17 protein-coding genes are annotated in these 14,871 nt (G+C 71.8%); 4 read left to right on the top strand and 13 right to left on the bottom strand.

The window, feature by feature from the left end; genetic code table 11:
* Positions 1-52: 52 nt before the first annotated feature.
* Complete coding sequence (locus tag C8E84_RS10630; protein ID WP_246196892.1) at positions 53-1,291, top strand: ROK family protein; 1,239 nt, start codon at positions 53-55, stop codon at positions 1,289-1,291.
* A gap of 477 nt (positions 1,292-1,768) precedes the next feature.
* On the opposite strand, the gene C8E84_RS18110 is transcribed toward C8E84_RS10630, so the two are convergent.
* Complete coding sequence (locus tag C8E84_RS18110) at positions 1,769-2,146, bottom strand: hypothetical protein (protein ID WP_246196891.1); 378 nt, start codon at positions 2,144-2,146, stop codon at positions 1,769-1,771.
* Here C8E84_RS18110 and C8E84_RS18105 point away from each other — a divergent pair.
* Positions 2,033-2,422: an SDR family NAD(P)-dependent oxidoreductase gene (locus C8E84_RS18105; RefSeq protein WP_343041816.1), complete on the top strand. Its 390-nt coding sequence runs from the start codon at positions 2,033-2,035 to the stop codon at positions 2,420-2,422. The genes C8E84_RS18110 and C8E84_RS18105 overlap by 114 nt on opposite strands.
* Positions 2,423-2,615: 193 nt before the next feature.
* Here C8E84_RS18105 and C8E84_RS10620 read toward each other — a convergent pair whose 3' ends face one another.
* The 6 genes from C8E84_RS10620 to C8E84_RS10600 form a co-directional block, all read right to left on the bottom strand.
* Positions 2,616-3,374, bottom strand: coding sequence for a Pr6Pr family membrane protein (locus C8E84_RS10620; RefSeq protein ID WP_159901987.1), 759 nt, complete (start codon positions 3,372-3,374; stop codon positions 2,616-2,618).
* 28 nt (positions 3,375-3,402) lie between these two features.
* Positions 3,403-5,031 carry a glycerol-3-phosphate dehydrogenase/oxidase gene (locus C8E84_RS10615; RefSeq protein WP_159901985.1) on the bottom strand — a complete coding sequence of 543 codons (1,629 nt, stop codon included), beginning with the start codon at positions 5,029-5,031 and terminating at the stop codon, positions 3,403-3,405.
* An 81-nt stretch (positions 5,032-5,112) separates the two neighbouring features.
* Positions 5,113-5,373, bottom strand: coding sequence for an SDR family NAD(P)-dependent oxidoreductase (locus tag C8E84_RS17830; protein ID WP_211675488.1), 261 nt, complete (start codon positions 5,371-5,373; stop codon positions 5,113-5,115).
* 59 nt (positions 5,374-5,432) lie between these two features.
* Entirely contained in the window at positions 5,433-5,861 is a 429-nt protein-coding gene (locus tag C8E84_RS17825; RefSeq protein WP_211675485.1) for an SDR family NAD(P)-dependent oxidoreductase, read from the bottom strand.
* 180 nt (positions 5,862-6,041) lie between these two features.
* A complete protein-coding gene (locus tag C8E84_RS10605) occupies positions 6,042-6,467 on the bottom strand; it encodes a VOC family protein (RefSeq protein WP_159901983.1) in 426 nt (141 codons plus the stop codon).
* A 147-nt stretch (positions 6,468-6,614) separates the two neighbouring features.
* Complete coding sequence (locus C8E84_RS10600) at positions 6,615-8,060, bottom strand: DUF429 domain-containing protein (RefSeq protein WP_246196890.1); 1,446 nt, start codon at positions 8,058-8,060, stop codon at positions 6,615-6,617.
* Between the two features lie 170 nt (positions 8,061-8,230).
* Between C8E84_RS10600 and C8E84_RS10595 the strand changes: the two genes are divergently transcribed.
* Entirely contained in the window at positions 8,231-9,205 is a 975-nt protein-coding gene (locus C8E84_RS10595; protein WP_159901979.1) for an NAD(P)-dependent alcohol dehydrogenase, read from the top strand.
* On the opposite strand, the gene C8E84_RS10590 is transcribed toward C8E84_RS10595, so the two are convergent.
* Together C8E84_RS10590 and C8E84_RS10585 are read right to left on the bottom strand one after the other, a co-directional pair.
* Complete coding sequence (locus tag C8E84_RS10590; protein WP_159901977.1) at positions 9,200-9,484, bottom strand: hypothetical protein; 285 nt, start codon at positions 9,482-9,484, stop codon at positions 9,200-9,202. The two genes, C8E84_RS10595 and C8E84_RS10590, sit on opposite strands and share 6 nt — an antisense overlap.
* Before the next feature lie 414 nt (positions 9,485-9,898).
* Entirely contained in the window at positions 9,899-10,084 is a 186-nt protein-coding gene (locus tag C8E84_RS10585; protein WP_159901975.1) for a hypothetical protein, read from the bottom strand.
* A 63-nt stretch (positions 10,085-10,147) separates the two neighbouring features.
* Here C8E84_RS10585 and C8E84_RS10580 point away from each other — a divergent pair, with 63 nt between their 5' ends.
* On the top strand, positions 10,148-10,465 hold the full coding sequence (locus C8E84_RS10580) for a M14 family zinc carboxypeptidase (RefSeq protein ID WP_159901973.1): 318 nt from the start codon (positions 10,148-10,150) through the stop codon (positions 10,463-10,465).
* Positions 10,466-10,661: 196 nt separating this feature from the next.
* Here the strand turns inward: C8E84_RS10580 and C8E84_RS10575 are convergent, their stop codons facing one another.
* Genes C8E84_RS10575 through C8E84_RS10560 form a run of 4 tightly spaced genes read right to left on the bottom strand, consistent with a single transcriptional unit; the run spans position 10,662 to position 14,641 of the window.
* Positions 10,662-12,158 carry a nitronate monooxygenase gene (locus C8E84_RS10575; RefSeq protein WP_159901971.1) on the bottom strand — a complete coding sequence of 499 codons (1,497 nt, stop codon included), beginning with the start codon at positions 12,156-12,158 and terminating at the stop codon, positions 10,662-10,664.
* 58 nt (positions 12,159-12,216) lie between these two features.
* Complete coding sequence (locus C8E84_RS10570) at positions 12,217-13,161, bottom strand: 5-oxoprolinase subunit C family protein (protein ID WP_159901969.1); 945 nt, start codon at positions 13,159-13,161, stop codon at positions 12,217-12,219.
* Positions 13,158-13,871, bottom strand: a complete 714-nt coding sequence (locus tag C8E84_RS10565; protein WP_159901967.1) for a 5-oxoprolinase subunit B family protein — start codon at positions 13,869-13,871, stop codon at positions 13,158-13,160. Before C8E84_RS10565 ends, C8E84_RS10570 begins: the two co-directional genes overlap by 4 nt.
* On the bottom strand, positions 13,868-14,641 hold the full coding sequence (locus tag C8E84_RS10560) for a LamB/YcsF family protein (RefSeq protein ID WP_159901965.1): 774 nt from the start codon (positions 14,639-14,641) through the stop codon (positions 13,868-13,870). Before C8E84_RS10560 ends, C8E84_RS10565 begins: the two co-directional genes overlap by 4 nt.
* Positions 14,642-14,871 lie beyond the last annotated feature (230 nt).

The raw sequence follows: 14,871 nt of genomic DNA, 5'->3' as shown, positions 1-14,871 counted from the left end.
ATTGTTTGTTGTGTGATGAAACATATTAGGAGAGGTGAAGTAGGGTCAAGTGGTGTCGTTGACCGATCCGCGCCGCGCCGCCGAGACGACCTCGGGGGCCCGACAGTCATCGCTGCGGGCGAGCAACCTGTCGCTGGTCGCCCGCACGGTCTGTGCCTCCCCGGAGCCGATCTCGCGAGCGTCGGTCGCCAAGCGAACCTCGATGACCCGCTCCACGGCATCCCGCCTCGCCGACGACCTCGTCGCAGCCGGGCTGCTCGACGAGCTCGAGCGGGCGGGGACCACCGGCCCCGGCCGCCCGGCAACCCCGCTCGTGGCCGGCAGCGGCGTCGCCGCACTCGGCCTCCAGGTCAATGCCGGGTTCCTCGCTGCGCGGGTGGTCAGCCTGCGCGGCGACGTCATCGGTGAGCACATCGAGGTCGACGACCTCGTCGGGTCACCCCCGGTGCCGACGCTGGAGCGCCTCGCGGCGATCGCCCGCGACGTGCTCGACGGGATGCCGTCCGGCGTGCGTCTGGTGGGTGGCGGCCTCGCCCTGCCGGGGGTGGTGTCCGCCGACACCGGCACCCTCCTGCTCGCCCCCAACCTCGGGTGGGCCGACCTGCGACCCGTCGAGCACCTCCCCGGCGACCTACTCCCCGAGGGAGCCGGGGTGCTGCGCGTCGGGAACGAGGCCGACCTCGCGGCCCGCACCGTCGCCGAGCAGACCCCCGGGCGGCCGGGACCCGTGCGCGACTTCGTCTACCTCTCCGGCGAGATCGGGGTCGGTGGCGCCGTGGTGCTCGGGGGGGAGGTCATGACCGGCCAGCACGGCTGGGCCGGCGAGATCGGGCACGTGACGGTCGACCCCGACGGGCCCGCATGCCCGTGCGGCTCGACCGGCTGCCTCGAGCGGTACGCCGGCAGGCACGCGATCCTCGATGCCGCCGGGATGGACCGCGACAGCACCGCCGCCGACCTCGTCAGCGCCGTGGCGTCGGGGGATGCCGGCGCGGCGAAGGCACTGGACCGGGCGGCGCGCGCGCTCGGGATCGCGGTCGCCGGCGTGCTCAACGTCCTCGACATCCCCGCGGTCGTGCTCGGTGGGCACCTCGGCCAGATCGCCGACCTGCTGCGCCCAGAGCTCGAACGGCAGCTGAGGACTCGGGTGCTGTCTGCGCGGTGGGCCGAGCCGACGATCGTCCCCGCCCCGGTCGACCCCGCGCCGGGGGCGACCGGTGCCGCCATGCACGAGCTCTCGTCGGTGATCGGCACCCCCGTGCCCTGGCTGACCACGACATCGGCGTCGTGAACGAGCAGTTCTGGTCCGTACCTCGTCGCGCCGAGCAACCACCACGCGCCTCGTGCGGCCCCGCAGGCTCGTGACCTCGGCATCGACGCCATCGCCGCCGCGTGTGCCGGTGTCGGTGGGCCGAACCTGTGAGAGGTGTAGGGGGTGCTGTGAGGGGTTCTTGCGGTGGTGAAGGGATTCCTTGCGCGGCGCAAGGGGTGCTGGAGTAGGTACCTACCCCCGGCGCTCAGGTCGGCGGAGCGGTCGCCCGCTTCTTCGTGCCGAGCGACTCCCTGTGCGAGTTCGTCGCCGTGCTGCGGGCCCGACCCAGCGCGGTCATTGCTGCTGCTCACGGCGGCGGCTCCTCGGGTGCAATGGTCCGGTGCGTCGACCTGATCTGACCGCCCTGGCCATCCCGGCCTTCGTCGGTGCGATGGCCGCCGAGGTCCTGTGGCAGCGCCGCAACCCGGCGCCGGCCGGCACCCCGCGCGCCGGCGACTACGAGGTGGCCGACACCATCGCGAGCCTGACGATGGGGGTCGGCAGCCTCATTGCTCCCTTCGTCGCGAAGAAGCTGCTCGACCCCGTCACGCCCGGCATCGGGCGCGGTGCCAAGGTGCTCATGGGAGTGGCCGTCACGCCATCCGCGGTGACGACCGTCGCGGACGTCGTGCGGCGGCGTCGCGCCGAGGGTGAGCTGCCCCCCGCGGGCACCCTCCCGACCACACCGTCGACATCACCGACCGGGCCGTCGTCGAGGCCCTGCCCGACGCCGTCATCGCCGCCCACGGCCGGGTCGACGGCCTGCTCAACGTCGCCGGCATCATCCAGCCCTTCGTCCGCCGACCTGGAGTACGGCCAGATCGAGAAGGTCATGGGCGTGAACTTCTGGGGTGTGGTCCACACGACCAAGGCGTTCCTGCCGCACCTGAGTCCCGCCCGCAGGCCGCCGTCGTCAACGTCTCGAGCATGGGTGCCCTGGCACCGGTCCCGGGCCAGTCGGTCTACGGCGCGAGCAAGGCGGCCGTCATGCTGCTCACCGAGGCGCTGTACACCGAGCTCAAGGGCAGCCCGGTGGCGGTGTCGGTCGTCTTCTCCGGTGGGGTGGCCACCCACATCGCGGAGAACTCTGGTGCGGCCATCCCTGGTTGAAGCGCGGATGCCGCGGCGTCGGCGGGCAGCCTGACCACGGCATCCGACGCGGCACGCCAGATCATCGACAAGGGGGTCGTCGCCGGCAGTTTCCGGGTCGTCATCGGCAAGGACGCGCGCATGCTCGACTCGATATCGCGGCTGTCACCGCGCCGGGCCACCGACCTCATCGCGAAGAAGATGGCCGCGCTGCTCAGCTGAACTGCGTGGCCCCGGCGCGCTGGCCGAGCCAGCGGCGCAGGGCGACGTCGACCCCCCAGTAGATCGCCATGACGACGAGGCCGAACGCCAGGATGACGGCCATGGTCGCCGCAACCGGGCCGACGCCGTAGACGGAGATGTTGACGAAGTCGTAGGGGTAGGCGTCGATCACGCTGCCGCGCAGCAGGATCCATGCGACCCACACGATGGGGACGATCAGTGCCGGGAGCAGCGTGCGCCGGTTGATCCAGCCCCGCGGGCCGAACACCACCCAGACGATGACGGTCACCGCCGGGGTGATCTGGTGCAGGACCGGGTCGGTGAGGCGGGACCAGCCGACGACCTCGGTGCTCGGCGCGAGCAGCACCGCGTAGACGATGGCGGTGATGGTGATCATCAGGATGCTGTCCAGGCGCAGCACCCTCAGCAGCGGCGTCGCCCGCAGCGGTTGCCGGGCGAGCAGCGTCATCGTCACGGCGACGACGACGTTGGACCAGATGGTGAAGTAGCTCGCGGTGTCACCGAGTCGCGAGACGACCCCGGCGAGCCCGTCGGGGTGCTCGCCGTAGAGACCGGGCTCGACCTCCTGGAAGGTGTAGGCACCGACCCCGGAGAGGATGACGGTGAGCACGACGCCGAGCCAGGCGATGGCGGCATTCGCCGCGAAGGCCCTGCGCGCCGCACCGGAGATCGGCCACGGCGACTCCTGCGGTGACCCGGACGGGGTGTGGGCCGAGGAGGTCGTCGTCATGGTCGGTCAGCCTACGAGGGCAGGCAGGTCAGGCGTGAGCGGTCTTGGAGGCGACGTAGTCGGCGAGGCGAGCGTCCGCGGCATCCCCGAAGAGAATGCCAGCGACCTCGGCGAGCCCGGGGGAGCCGAGGATGTCGCGGTCGCGCACGACGAGGTCGATCTTGCTGCGGCGACGCATGAAGTCGTCGAGGGTCACGACCATCTCGTGCTCGGCCGCCGTGTGGAGCTCGGCGCGCAGGTAGTCGGCGGAGCCCATGACGTCCTCACCCATCGTCGGGTCGGCACGGATCATCTCGAGCAGGTCGAAGGCACGGCGGCCGTAGCGGCGCCAGAGCCGGTCGGTGAGCGGCTCGGTGTCGGGCTTGGTACGCAGCGAGTCCAGGCGCATGAGCCGCGCCTGCCGGTAGAACTCCTTGCGGGTCGCGGCGGCCGGTTCGCCGTACCAGTTGCGCAGGTCCTTCTCGAGGGGGATGCCGAGGCTCTCGACGTGCTCGGCGACCTCCTCACCGACGTTGAGGCAGTCGGTGAGCTTGCCGCCGAAGATGGTCACGACGCCGCGGGCGTCGTCGCGCTCGATCTCGTGCTTGCGCGACAGTGACGTCCAGTCGACGTTGGTCTGGTCGCTGCCGCCGCGACGAACCACGAGCGGGCGCACGCCGGAGCGCTCGGCGATGATGTCGTCGTGGGTCAGCGGCTCGGGGAGGTCGAGGCGCGCGTTGATCTGGGCGAGGAGGAAGTCGCGGTCCTCGTCGGTGACCTGGGTGTGGGGGTCGTCGACGCGGGTGTCGGTCGTGCCGATCACCGAACGCCGGCCCATGGGGATGATGTAGAAGAGCCGCTGGGTGTCGTCGAAGAACGCGAGCACCCGGTTGTGCCGCGTGGTCGTGAGGCGGGGGACGATGAGGTGGATGCCCTTGGAGTACACGATGCGGTGATCCGTCGTGAGCCCCCAGGCCGTGTTGAGCTCGTCGACGAACGGGCCGGCCGCGTTGACGACGACCCGCGCGGTCGTCGTGAACTCCTCGCCCGAGTCGGTGTCGCGCAACTGGCAGACCCAGCGGTCGCCCTCGCGCCGGGCGCTCACCAGCTCGACGTAGTTGGCGACGGCCGCGCCTGCCTCGATGGCCGAGCGGACGAAGGAGAAGACGAACCGGGAGTCGTTGTCGACGAGGTAGCAGTCCTGGTACTGCACGGCGCCGCGGGCGCTGGTGGTGTCGATGACCGGCTCGACGGCCTCGAGCTTCTCGGCGCTGTAGAGCTTCGGCGGCTTCGTGCCGAACTGGCCGATGCCCCAGTAGGCGGTTGCGCCGAGGGCGGCGAACCACGGCTTGAAGGGGGCCGTGTTGCCCAGGGTGGCCAGGAAGGAGATCTCCTTGACGTTGTCCGGGTAGGCCTTCATCAGCCGGTTGCGCGACTTGCACAACCCGAACACCAGGGGCAGCTCGTAGTTCTCGAGGTACTTGAAGCCACCCCACACGAGGTTGCTCGACTCCTGGCTGGTGAATCCGCCGAAGTCGGCCCGGTCGATCAGGGCCACCGTGGCGCCGCGACCGGCCAGGGCCGCCGCGGATACCGCCCCGTTGATGCCGGCACCGACGACGAGGACGTCGACGTGGCCGTTCTTCATCCTGCTGATGGCGGTGCGGCGCAGTGACATGGGCCAAGTTTCCCAGATGGCGCCGGCTGCTCGGACCGCTCCGTCCAACCTGCCCGGCGCCGTGCCGCCGGGCAGGGCGGCTCAGAACGTGTAGTGAACGCCCGTCAGCTCTTCGCTGCGCTCCCAGAGCACGGCCGCCAGCTCCGGGTCCTGCGCCCACTGGCTCTGCTTCGCCGTGCCGACCGCACCACGGGTCTCGCCGATGCCGGTCGGGCCGGAGTACGAACCCGGTTCGGCGACGGTCGCGGCATACAGGACCGCCTCGGCCCCCCGCTCAGGCGAGGGGAACGCCAGCTTGACGGCCCAGCTTCCGACGGTGCCGATGACAGGGATCGAGCCCATCCCGTCCCGGCTGCCGAACAGGTTCGTCCCCGAGACGCCCGGGTGCGCCGCCGTCGACGTCAGGGACGAGCCGGATGCCGTCGCCCGCCGCTGGAGCTCGAGGGCGAACAGCAGGTTGGCCAGCTTCGAGCGGCCGTAGGACGTCTGCGGGTCATAGCCGGATGCCGGGTTGCCCTCGGCAACCGCACCGTCACCCCGGCGTTGTTGACGAGCAGGTCGAGCGGCCCCTCGAGACGAGCGGCGAACTCCCGCACCGATTCCTGCGACGCCAGGTCGAGGCGCTCCACGCTGACCCGGCCTGCGGCGCCGGTGGCCCGAATGCGCTCAGCGGCGGCCTCACCGGCATCCGTGCTGCGCACGGCGAGCACGACGTCGGCGCCGTGCCGGGCCAGCTCACGGGCCTCGACCAGACCGATGCCGGAGTTCGCACCGGTCACGACGGCGCGACGGCCGGTGAGGTCGGGCATCTGGTCAGGGGTCCAACGCATGGGGTTTCCTCGGTTCAGCTCACGAGCGGGCCTTCAGTATGCGTCCGCCTGTCGAGCGGCGAACGGGCCCACGTCGGTGGCAGGGTGTCGACATGAAGTTGCGGTGATGTCTCCGTGCATCGGACCCTGCACGTCGTGCTCGTGGCCGACTGACCCTCGAGGGGCAGCACCCGGCTCGGGTCAGGAGCCCTCGACGAGCCCGTCGGCCCCGGCGGCGCCCTCACGCTCGGCGAGGGTGCGCAGGATGCAGAACTCGTTGCCCTCCGGGTCGGCGAGCACCACCCAGCCGGTGCCGGGGCCGTACTGCCCGCGGTGGTCGGCGACCTCGACGGCGCCGTGCGAGAGCAGGCGGGCGAGCTCGTCGTCGCGGGAGCCCTCGACCGGTTCGAGGTCCAGGTGCAGCCGGTTCTTCACGGTCTTGTCCTCGGGCACCTCGATGAACAGCAGGCGGTGCGCGCCGTCCGGGCTGACGATCATGCACTCCTCGTGGCCGGGAAGGTTCGGGTCACCCTCGACGTCGACGTAGTCGAGGACCCCCTTCCACCACTGGGAGAGCGCGAAGGCGTCGCGGCAGTCGACGGTCGTGTGGGCAACCCGTGCGGTCATGGGCACCACTGTGCCACTGCGGCGTCGAGCGGGCGTGGACCGGGCCTACCCAGATCGACCAATAGGTCACTCTGGGGTCGGTGGTGTGTGTGGTGTCGCGTACCCCGAGTGACCTATTGGTCGATGTCGGGACCGTGGGTGAGGCCTTCAGACGTGGATGGCGGCGCGGATGCCGTCCGAGAACACCTCGGGCGGGTCCGGCAACCTGCGCGCGTCGCCGGTGGCCCGCCGGTGCGCGCTCCACGCCACGGCGCACGCGTCCAGCACGTCGTCGGGGGCGTACCCGGAGCCCTTGAGCACCGACGGTCTCGCGATGCCGGATGCCGCGAGCGTCGCCAACCGCTGTGCCCGGCCCTCCTCGGAGCGCTTGGGCGGCAGCGGCGCCCTGGCCATCGCGGCGAACGACACCTCGGGGTGCACCTCGATGACCTCGATGGTCGGTCGGATGCGCAGCCACGCGTCGACCTCGAGGATCTTCGCCTTCAGCCCGAAGGCCTGGGCCCCGACGCCCTGACCGCTGAGGCGACGGTTCACGGCATCCGCCTCGACGCGCGTGTCGGCGAGGTAGGCCGACCTGGTGAGCGTGGTGAAGACCGTGCTCGCCCGTCCGGTCAGTTCCGTGCGGGCCAGGGCGTCGGCCTGGCGAGGCGTGCTGTCGGGGAGCCCGATGGGGATGTCGATGCCCACGACGAGGATGTCGACGTCAGCTCGCACCATCTCCACGAGCTGACCGATGGTCTCCCCCAGGATGACCCTGGGTCGGGGCGCGCCGGGCACGAGGAGGGCACCGACCCAGCCGAACGGGCAGGCGTCCACCCCGAGGACCGGCACGGTGACCTCGATCGGGTCGGGGCCGACTGGGGTGGCGACCGGCGTGGAGGCCGACGTCGCGGCAGCCGCGGCCGCCGTGGCTGCCGCGTCCGGGTTCGCGCGCAGGACCTCGAGTGCCCCGAGCACGAGGTCGAGGCTGGGCTCGAACTCGTTGCCGAACGCGTAACCCGGCTGGATGGCGCGCTCCTGCGCGTAGCGGGTGAAGTGCGGGAAGGCGGCCTGCACCTCGGGCCCGATGAGGGTGGCCCCGATCTCGGCGAGTTCGTCGACGGTGGTGAACGGCAGGCTCACCTCCTGCGCCATGAAGCCGTAGAGATGGGAGTCGAGCAGGGCGGAGGCCGTGCCGGCGGCCTCGAGCGAGAACCCCCCGGCAGCAAGGCAGCCCAGGACGGCGTCGTGGTGGCGGATGCTCTCCTGCCCCGGGTTGCGCGGCGAATCCATCATCCCGACCGCCCACCGGTGACGCAGCAGGACCGTGCGGCCCGAGACCGAGCGGGCGCGCAGCTCGGCTCGCCAGTCGCCGCCGATCACCGGCAGGTGCATCTCGGCGAACACGACGTCGAGCATGGCGTCGAGGAGCGCCTCCTTGCCCGCGACGTGGTGGTACAGCGACATGGCCTCGACGCCGAGGCGACCGGCCAGGGCACGCATCGAGAGGGCGGCCAGGCCCTTCTCGTCCGCGAGGGCGACAGCCTGCGCGATGACGCGCTCACGGCTGAGCGCGCTGCGGGTGCGCGGATTCTCGGGATGGGCGGACGGCAACCGATCTCCTGGTCGAGGGGTGTACCTGCGGTGACCTATTGGTCGATGTGGGGACGGTCGGGCGGTGAGGCGCTGGGTCGAGGGTGTGGACAGGTGAGCAACTTGCGCCATCTTACGGCGTAAGGCTACCGTGTCCCGCACCCCCTCAGACTTACGGCGTAAGGAATGTCATGCGAGCCATCGTGCAGGACCAGTACGGCACCAGCGACCAGCTGGCCCTCACCGAGGTGCCCGACCCGACCCCCGGCCCCGGCGAGGTGCTCATCCGGGTCGCGGCGGCCGGCGTCGACCGCGGCACGTGGCACGTCATGACCGGCCTGCCCCTGCTGGCTCGGCTCGGCCTGGGTCTGCGCCGCCCGAAGGACAGGATCCCCGGGCGCGACGTGGCCGGCACGATCATCGCGCTGGGCGACGGCGTCACCGAGCACGCCATCGGGGATGCCGTGTACGGCACCGCCCGCGGGTCGTTCGCCGAGCTCGCGGTGCTGCCGCTCACCCGCCTCGCACCCTGCCCGTCGTCCATCACCGTGGAGGAGGCCGCGGCCGTCCCCGTCTCGGGTCTCACCGCCCTCCAGGCGCTGCGCAAGGCCGGCGTCGGCCGCGGTGATCGGGTGCTCGTCGTCGGCGCCTCGGGAGGGGTGGGCACGTTCGCCGTCCAGCTCGCCGTCGACCTCGGCGCCACCGTCACCGGTGTCAGCGGGCCGGCCAAGGCCGAGCTCGTGCGCTCGCTCGGCGCCGCACGGGTCATCGACCACACCACCACCTCGCTGCGCGACCTCGAAGAGCAGTTCGACGCGATCCTCGACATCGGCGGGCACCGGTCGGTCGCCGAGTTGCGCAGCCTGCTCACCGAGCGGGGAACGCTCGTGATCGTCGGCAGCGAGGGTGGCGGACGCTGGCTCGGCGGGCTCGAGCGGTCCGTCGGTGCGGCGCTGCTCTCACCGTTCGTCAGGCAGAACCTCGTCATGTTCGTCTCGTCGGAGAACGCCGCAGACCTGCTCGCCCTGAACGACGTCATCGATCGGGGGGCCCTGCGCCCCGTCGTCGAACGGGCCTTCCCCCTGGAGCAGGCGGCGGCTGCCGTGGACCATGTCGCTGCGGGCGCCACGCGCGGAAAGATCATCGTCCTGGGGGCCGCCTCATAGCATCCGCCCGCGCGGTTTCGGGCAGGCCCCGGCATGGCCGATCCACGTTCCATCCCACCTTCCGCACGGCGAACTGCTCGTGCCCTGACTGTCGGAGTCGTGGGGGTGGTGGGCCTGGCGCTCGCGGCCCCGGCGAGTTCGCAGCCGGCGCGCACCATCGCCCAGGACCCCCTGACCATCGAGCGCACGGCGGATGAAGCCAGTGCCGTCGTCGAGATCTCGGTCAGCGGCACCGCCCAGCTCGACGACCTCGTCGCCACCGGCGTCGACCTCGACCACCACGTCGAGCGCAAGGAGGACCGCATCGTCGTGCACGCGGTCGTCACCCCGAGCGAGCAGGCCGCGCTGAAGGCCAAGGGCTTCGCGGTCGGCACCACCCGGTTCGACGAGTCCGACTCCGAGGCGCGGGTCGCCGAGCGTGACGCGACGAGGGCGGAGGCAGTCGCCGCCAACGAGGCGTTCGCCGCAGCCGCCTACGAGGAGGGGTCGACCGCCCCCGACGTAGGGGTTCATCACCAGCGACCTGACGCCGACCGAGCTCTACGACCGCATCAAGGCGTTGTCGGCCCAGTACCCCGGCATCTCCGAGATCGTCGAGCTGCCGCACAAGACCAACGGTTACCGGCGCAATGCACAGGCCCTGTTCGGAAGTGCCACCGCGAACCGCGTCGGCATCGACTCCAAGGCGTGGGGTCACGAGGGCGGCAACTCCATCGCCGTCACCTTCGCCAACCCGGGCACGGCCGACAGCCCGCTATCGGTGACCGTGGCCGGCAACGACATCACGGTGAGCCTGGCCACTGACTCGGCCGGTGCCCTGACGAGCACCGCCGCCCAGGTGGCGGCTGCGATCGACGCGAGCCCGGCGTCGAGCGCCATCGTCGACGCCTACATCTACCGGGGCAGCCCGGCACCGGTGTGGTCGCCGCGCAGGCGCGCACGATGCTGTCCGACAACCTGGCGGCACCGGCATCCGTCTCCCGCGACCCGCACCCGGTCTACGCCATCCGCATCGGCAAGGGCTGTGACGGGTCCAAGACCGGTGTCCTGGCGTACGCCCAGGAGCACGCCCGCGAGTGGGTGCCGCCGCTGGTCACGATCGAGACGGCCGAGCGGTTGCTGCGCAACTACGCGACGCACGGCCCGACCAAGCAACTGGTGAACAACCTCGACATCTGGATCGTGCCGTCGGTCCCCCGATGGTGGCCATTCGTTCTACGACTTCGCCAGCCAGCGCAAGAACATGACGCGCCACTGTGAGTCCACGGGCAACCGACCTACTCGTCACCGATGTACGACTCGGCCAGCATCCGTGAGGGTGGCGAACTGCTCCAAGTCCCCGCCGGCACCACGATGAGCTGGTCCTCGGTGGACTCCGCCGGAAACGTCGACCGCAACCGCGTGCCGAACGGCGAGGGCAAGAACCTCGGCAAGGGCGTCGTCGCCCTCATGTCGTTCAGCTGCTGCTGGGCAGGCCCTCCTGGAGGTAGGCGAGCGCCTGGGTGGCGCTCCACCCCTGCGGATGCCGTGCGATCAGGTCGCGCGGACCGTCGAGGTCCTCGCCCAGGGTCATGATCCGGTCCTCGACGTACCCGTCCTTGCGGTGCTGCGCCATGCCGATCGTCGCGACGAGGCCGTTGCACAGGCACTTTCGCCCGACGGTGTCCTCGACCGACCCGCCCTTCTTGACGAACATGTGCACCGGCTCTGCGGCGCAGCGGTAGCCGATGCTGCCGTCCTCGCGCTGGTAGGCCTGGCGCAGGTACGACAGGTCGCACAGCCGCGGACGCGCGTCGTAGACCTCCTGCTGGCTGACGGTGCCGTCGACGGAGATCACCTTGAAGGGGAACCCGGTCGGGCTGGCCCGCGGGTCGTTGCGCACGACCAGCTCACCCTCTCGCAGCCGCCCCAGCAGCAGGGCCCGGGCCTCGTCGGTCAGCCCCGAGTCCGACGACAGGGCGAAGACGGTGCCGACCTGCACGCCCTGGGCCCCGGCGGCCACCGCGGCGGCCACCCGCTCGGACGTGCCGTAGGCACCGGCCATCCAGAACGGCAGGCCGATCGCGGCCATCTTGGTGAGGTCGGCCTCGTCGCGAGCCCCGTAGATGGGCGCGCCGTGCTCGTCGAGCTGCATCTTCCCGCGCGGCGGTGCGGAGTGGCCGCCCGCCGGTGGGCGCTCGACGATGAAGCCGTCGGGGCGGATCTCGGGGTCGCGGTGCAGGTACGACGCCAGCTGGTCCAGCGAGATGATCGCGAGGAAGTTCGGGCGGGTGAGCGGGGGCAGGTCGTCGCCGAGCAGCGCGACGGGGTCGGCCTCGACGTAGTGGTGCTCGGTGCCGCCCGAGACGTCGACGGGGATGCGGCCGACCTGCCCCGCGGCGAGTGCCCGGATGAGCTGGGGGATCTCGCGGGGGATGCCCGCGCCCATGAGGACGTAGTCGACGCCGGCGAGCATGGCCCCGAGGATGGCCGTCGGGTTGGCCATCTGGATCTTCTCGAGGCAGTTCGTGCCGACGACGCCGTCGTGACCCTCCTTCGCGAGCCACACCTCGGCGAAGTTGCCGACGAGCGCCAGCTCCTGGGCGGCGACCGAGGTGTCGATCGTCAGCTTCGGCAGCGGCTTGTACGAGGCATCCTCCGCACGGCCGCCCTCGATGAAGTACTTGTCGAGCACCCGCTGCGCCATCGCCGGGCTGGGGAAGTGCTCGAGGGCTCGCCGGTAGTGCCCACCCGGGTCGCCGTCCTGGAGGCGGCGGGCGATCACGGCATCCATCGCCGTCCCCGAGATGACCCCGAGCTGACCGGCGCGCGAGACGGCCCGTGCCAGCCGCCACCCCGAGACCGCGACCCCCATCCCGCCCTGGATGATCGCCGGGTGGCGTCGCTGCGGACCTGTCGCGACGGCCGCGTCGGCAATCGGCAGCTCGGTGGTGTCGGTCAGGGTCGAGACCATGGGTGGCTCACCTTCGGTCGTTCCGGGTCTGCGTCGTCGCAGGTTTCGTGTCCGTAACCTACGGTAGCGTAAGTTGGCGCGAAGGGCGCAGCCGAACGTGGTCACCGGGGCGCAGCTGGGCGGCACGGTCGATCGCGGATGCCGTGAGCACCGCGACCACGGGATAGCCGCCGGTCGCGGGGTGGTCGGCGATGAAGAGCACCGGCGTCCCGCCGGCGGGGATCTGCACCGCGCCACGCACCAGCCCTTCGCTGGGCAGCTCGACGTCGCGGTGAGTGGCAGCACGTTCGACGCGGGACCCGCGCAGGCGCAGCCCGATCCGGTCACTGTCGCCGTCGACGTGCCACGTCGTGCCGAGCAGGCCACCGAGCGAGGACCCCCACCCGCCGACCCACGCCGACCGTGGCCCGGGCAGCACCTCGAGCTCGGCCACCCCGCCGGTGCCCGAAGCCCACGGCAGCGCATGGCTCGGGTGGGCGGCGTGGTCGACGTGGGGGAAGGTGGTTCCCGCCGGGCCCACGGGCAGCACGTCACCGACGCGCACCGGAGGCGGGCCGACACCGGACAACGTGTCCGTCGAGCGCGAGCCGAGCACCGGAGCGACGTCGATGCCACCACGCACCGTGAGGTAGGTGCGCACGCCCACGGACGGCATCCCCAGGCTGAGCACCGCACCGTCGGCGAGGTCGACGACGCTGGCGTGACCGATCGGGCGGTCGTCGACGCGGGCCGGGGCCGAGGCGCCGGTCACCGCGACGGTGAGGCGGCCACGGGCCCGCACGCGCAGGCCGCCGAGCAGCACCTCGAGGGACGCGAGGTGTTCGTCGTTGCCGACGAGGCGGGCGCCCAGTCGGTGGGCCGAGCGATCGGCGGCACCGGAGTGACCGACCCCGACGCTGGCGTGGCCGGGTCGGCCCTGGTCCTCGATGAGCACGAGCGGGCCCGTGGCGAGCACCTCGAGTGCAGGGCTCGGGGGTGACGGCCCCACGGGTGCCGGCCTCATCGGGGGGCCTCGATGTCGACGAAGCGCACCCGGCTGCCGGGGGTGAGCACGGCCGGGGGGTTGCGATCGGGGTCCCAGAGAACAGCATCCGTCGTACCGATGAGCTGCCACCCGCCCGGGGATGCCCGTGGGTAGACACCGGTGAACTCCCCGGCCAGGGCGACCGACCCGGCGGGAACCTGGGTGCGCGGGGACTCGCGGCGGGGCACCTGCAGGCGCGGATCGCCGCCGACGAGGTAGCCGAACCCCGGGACGAAGCCACCGAAGGCCACCCGCCACAGGGTGCTCGTGTGGGCGCGCACGACCTCGGCGGGGGTGAGGCCGGTCAAGGCCGCGACCTGCTCGAGGTCCGCGCCGTCGTAGCGCACGAGGATCTCGACCCCACCATCTCCGACTTCGTGCGACTTCGGTGCGCTGGTGGGCCCCTTTTCCGGGGTGGAGCCGCACGCAACTCGCACAAAGTCGGGATGCCGGGGGGTGGGCAGGGCGCGGATGGCGGCGGCGAGGGCCGCGAGGTCGGTACCGGGGCGGGTGACGAGCAGGACGGTCCGGGCTGCGGGCACGACATCGGTGACCGACGCCCAGGACGCGGCACCACCGTCAACGGCGGCTCGGAGCGCGGCGTCCAGGGCCAGCACCTCGTCGAGGCCGGCGACCTCGAGCAGCAGGGCGTCCGGCCCGGCCGGCAGGATCGTCGGCCCGGTGCTCATGGCGCGGCGTCGACGAAGGGGCCGATCTCCACCCCGGCCCCTTCGAGAGCCGAGCGCACGGCGCGGGCCAGCGCGACGGCATCCGGGGTGTCGCCGTGGGTGCAGACCGACCGAGCATCCACGGCGACGACCTCGCCCTCGACGGAGACGACGGTGCCCTCGACGGCGAGGCGGACGACCCGCTCGGCGACGGCCTCCGGGTCGGTGTGCAGGCCCTCGGGGTGCGAACGCGGCACCAGGTGGCCGGTCGAGGCGTACCCGCGATCGGCGAAGGCCTCGCCCACGACGGCCAGCCCCTCGGCCTCGGCGATGCGCAGCAGCACCGATCCCGGCAACCCGAGAAGGGGGAGGGTGCGGTCGTAGGCGGCCACGGCATCCACGATCGCGCGTGCCTGGGGTTCGTCGACGGCGGCGGTGGTGTACAGGGCGCCGTGGGGCTTGACGTAGGCGACGCGGGTGCCCGCCACCCGGCACATCGCCTCGAGCGCACCGAGCTGGTAGAGCACGTCGGCCGTGAGGTCGTGGGGGTCCATGTCCATGCGGCGGCGCCCGAAGCCGGCGAGGTCGCGGTAGGAGACCTGGGCCCCGATGACCACCCCGCGCTCGGCAGCCATGGCCACGGTGCGGCGGATCGTCGTCGCGTCGCCTGCGTGGAAGCCGCACGCGATGTTGGCACTGGTCACGACGTCGAGCATCGCCTCGTCGTCACCGACCACCCAGGTGCCGAAGGATTCCCCGAGGTCGGCGTTGAGGTCGAGACGCACGGTCATGCCCGAAGGGTAGTGCGGCATCCCCGGCCCTGCCCCCGCCACAACTTTCTCGCCCGGTGCCAGGACCTTCACCTTCGCACCAGCAATGACGTGGTGTGATCCTGAACCTTCTGGCATCGGGCGAGAAAGTTCCGGCCGCGAGGGTGGCCGCCGGGCGAGAAAGTTCCGGCCGCGAGGGTGGCGCGCCGGGCGAGAGAGTTCTGGCCGCGAGGCTGGCCGCTGGACATGAC

The sequence above is a fragment of the Ornithinibacter aureus genome, assembly GCF_009858245.1.
Taxonomy (GTDB): Bacteria; Actinomycetota; Actinomycetes; order Actinomycetales; family Dermatophilaceae; genus Fodinibacter; species Fodinibacter aureus.
The sequence above is the reverse complement of the archived record's forward strand: the minus strand, read 5'-3'. Positions and strand labels throughout refer to the sequence as shown.

What these genes read in the sequence shown, in the direction of transcription:
- C8E84_RS17825 (WP_211675485.1), bottom strand. Translation starts at nt 5,861, where the DNA reads ATGCGTTGGACCCCTGACCAGATGCCCGACCTCACCGGCCGTCGCGCC.
- C8E84_RS10585 (WP_159901975.1), bottom strand. Translation starts at nt 10,084, where the DNA reads ATGGCGCTCGACGCCGGGCTCGCGTCGATCGCAGCCGCCACCTGGGCG.
- C8E84_RS10560 (WP_159901965.1), bottom strand. Translation starts at nt 14,641, where the DNA reads ATGACCGTGCGTCTCGACCTCAACGCCGACCTCGGGGAATCCTTCGGC.
- C8E84_RS18110 (WP_246196891.1), bottom strand. Translation starts at nt 2,146, where the DNA reads ATGACCTTCTCGATCTGGCCGTACTCCAGGTCGGCGGACGAAGGGCTG.
- C8E84_RS10580 (WP_159901973.1), top strand. Translation starts at nt 10,148, where the DNA reads ATGCTGTCCGACAACCTGGCGGCACCGGCATCCGTCTCCCGCGACCCG.
- C8E84_RS17830 (WP_211675488.1), bottom strand. Translation starts at nt 5,373, where the DNA reads ATGGGCTCGATCCCTGTCATCGGCACCGTCGGAAGCTGGGCCGTCAAG.
- C8E84_RS10615 (WP_159901985.1), bottom strand. Translation starts at nt 5,031, where the DNA reads ATGTCACTGCGCCGCACCGCCATCAGCAGGATGAAGAACGGCCACGTC.
- C8E84_RS10595 (WP_159901979.1), top strand. Translation starts at nt 8,231, where the DNA reads ATGCGAGCCATCGTGCAGGACCAGTACGGCACCAGCGACCAGCTGGCC.
- C8E84_RS10570 (WP_159901969.1), bottom strand. Translation starts at nt 13,161, where the DNA reads ATGAGGCCGGCACCCGTGGGGCCGTCACCCCCGAGCCCTGCACTCGAG.
- C8E84_RS10620 (WP_159901987.1), bottom strand. Translation starts at nt 3,374, where the DNA reads ATGACGACGACCTCCTCGGCCCACACCCCGTCCGGGTCACCGCAGGAG.
- C8E84_RS10605 (WP_159901983.1), bottom strand. Translation starts at nt 6,467, where the DNA reads ATGACCGCACGGGTTGCCCACACGACCGTCGACTGCCGCGACGCCTTC.
- C8E84_RS10565 (WP_159901967.1), bottom strand. Translation starts at nt 13,871, where the DNA reads ATGAGCACCGGGCCGACGATCCTGCCGGCCGGGCCGGACGCCCTGCTG.
- C8E84_RS10575 (WP_159901971.1), bottom strand. Translation starts at nt 12,158, where the DNA reads ATGGTCTCGACCCTGACCGACACCACCGAGCTGCCGATTGCCGACGCG.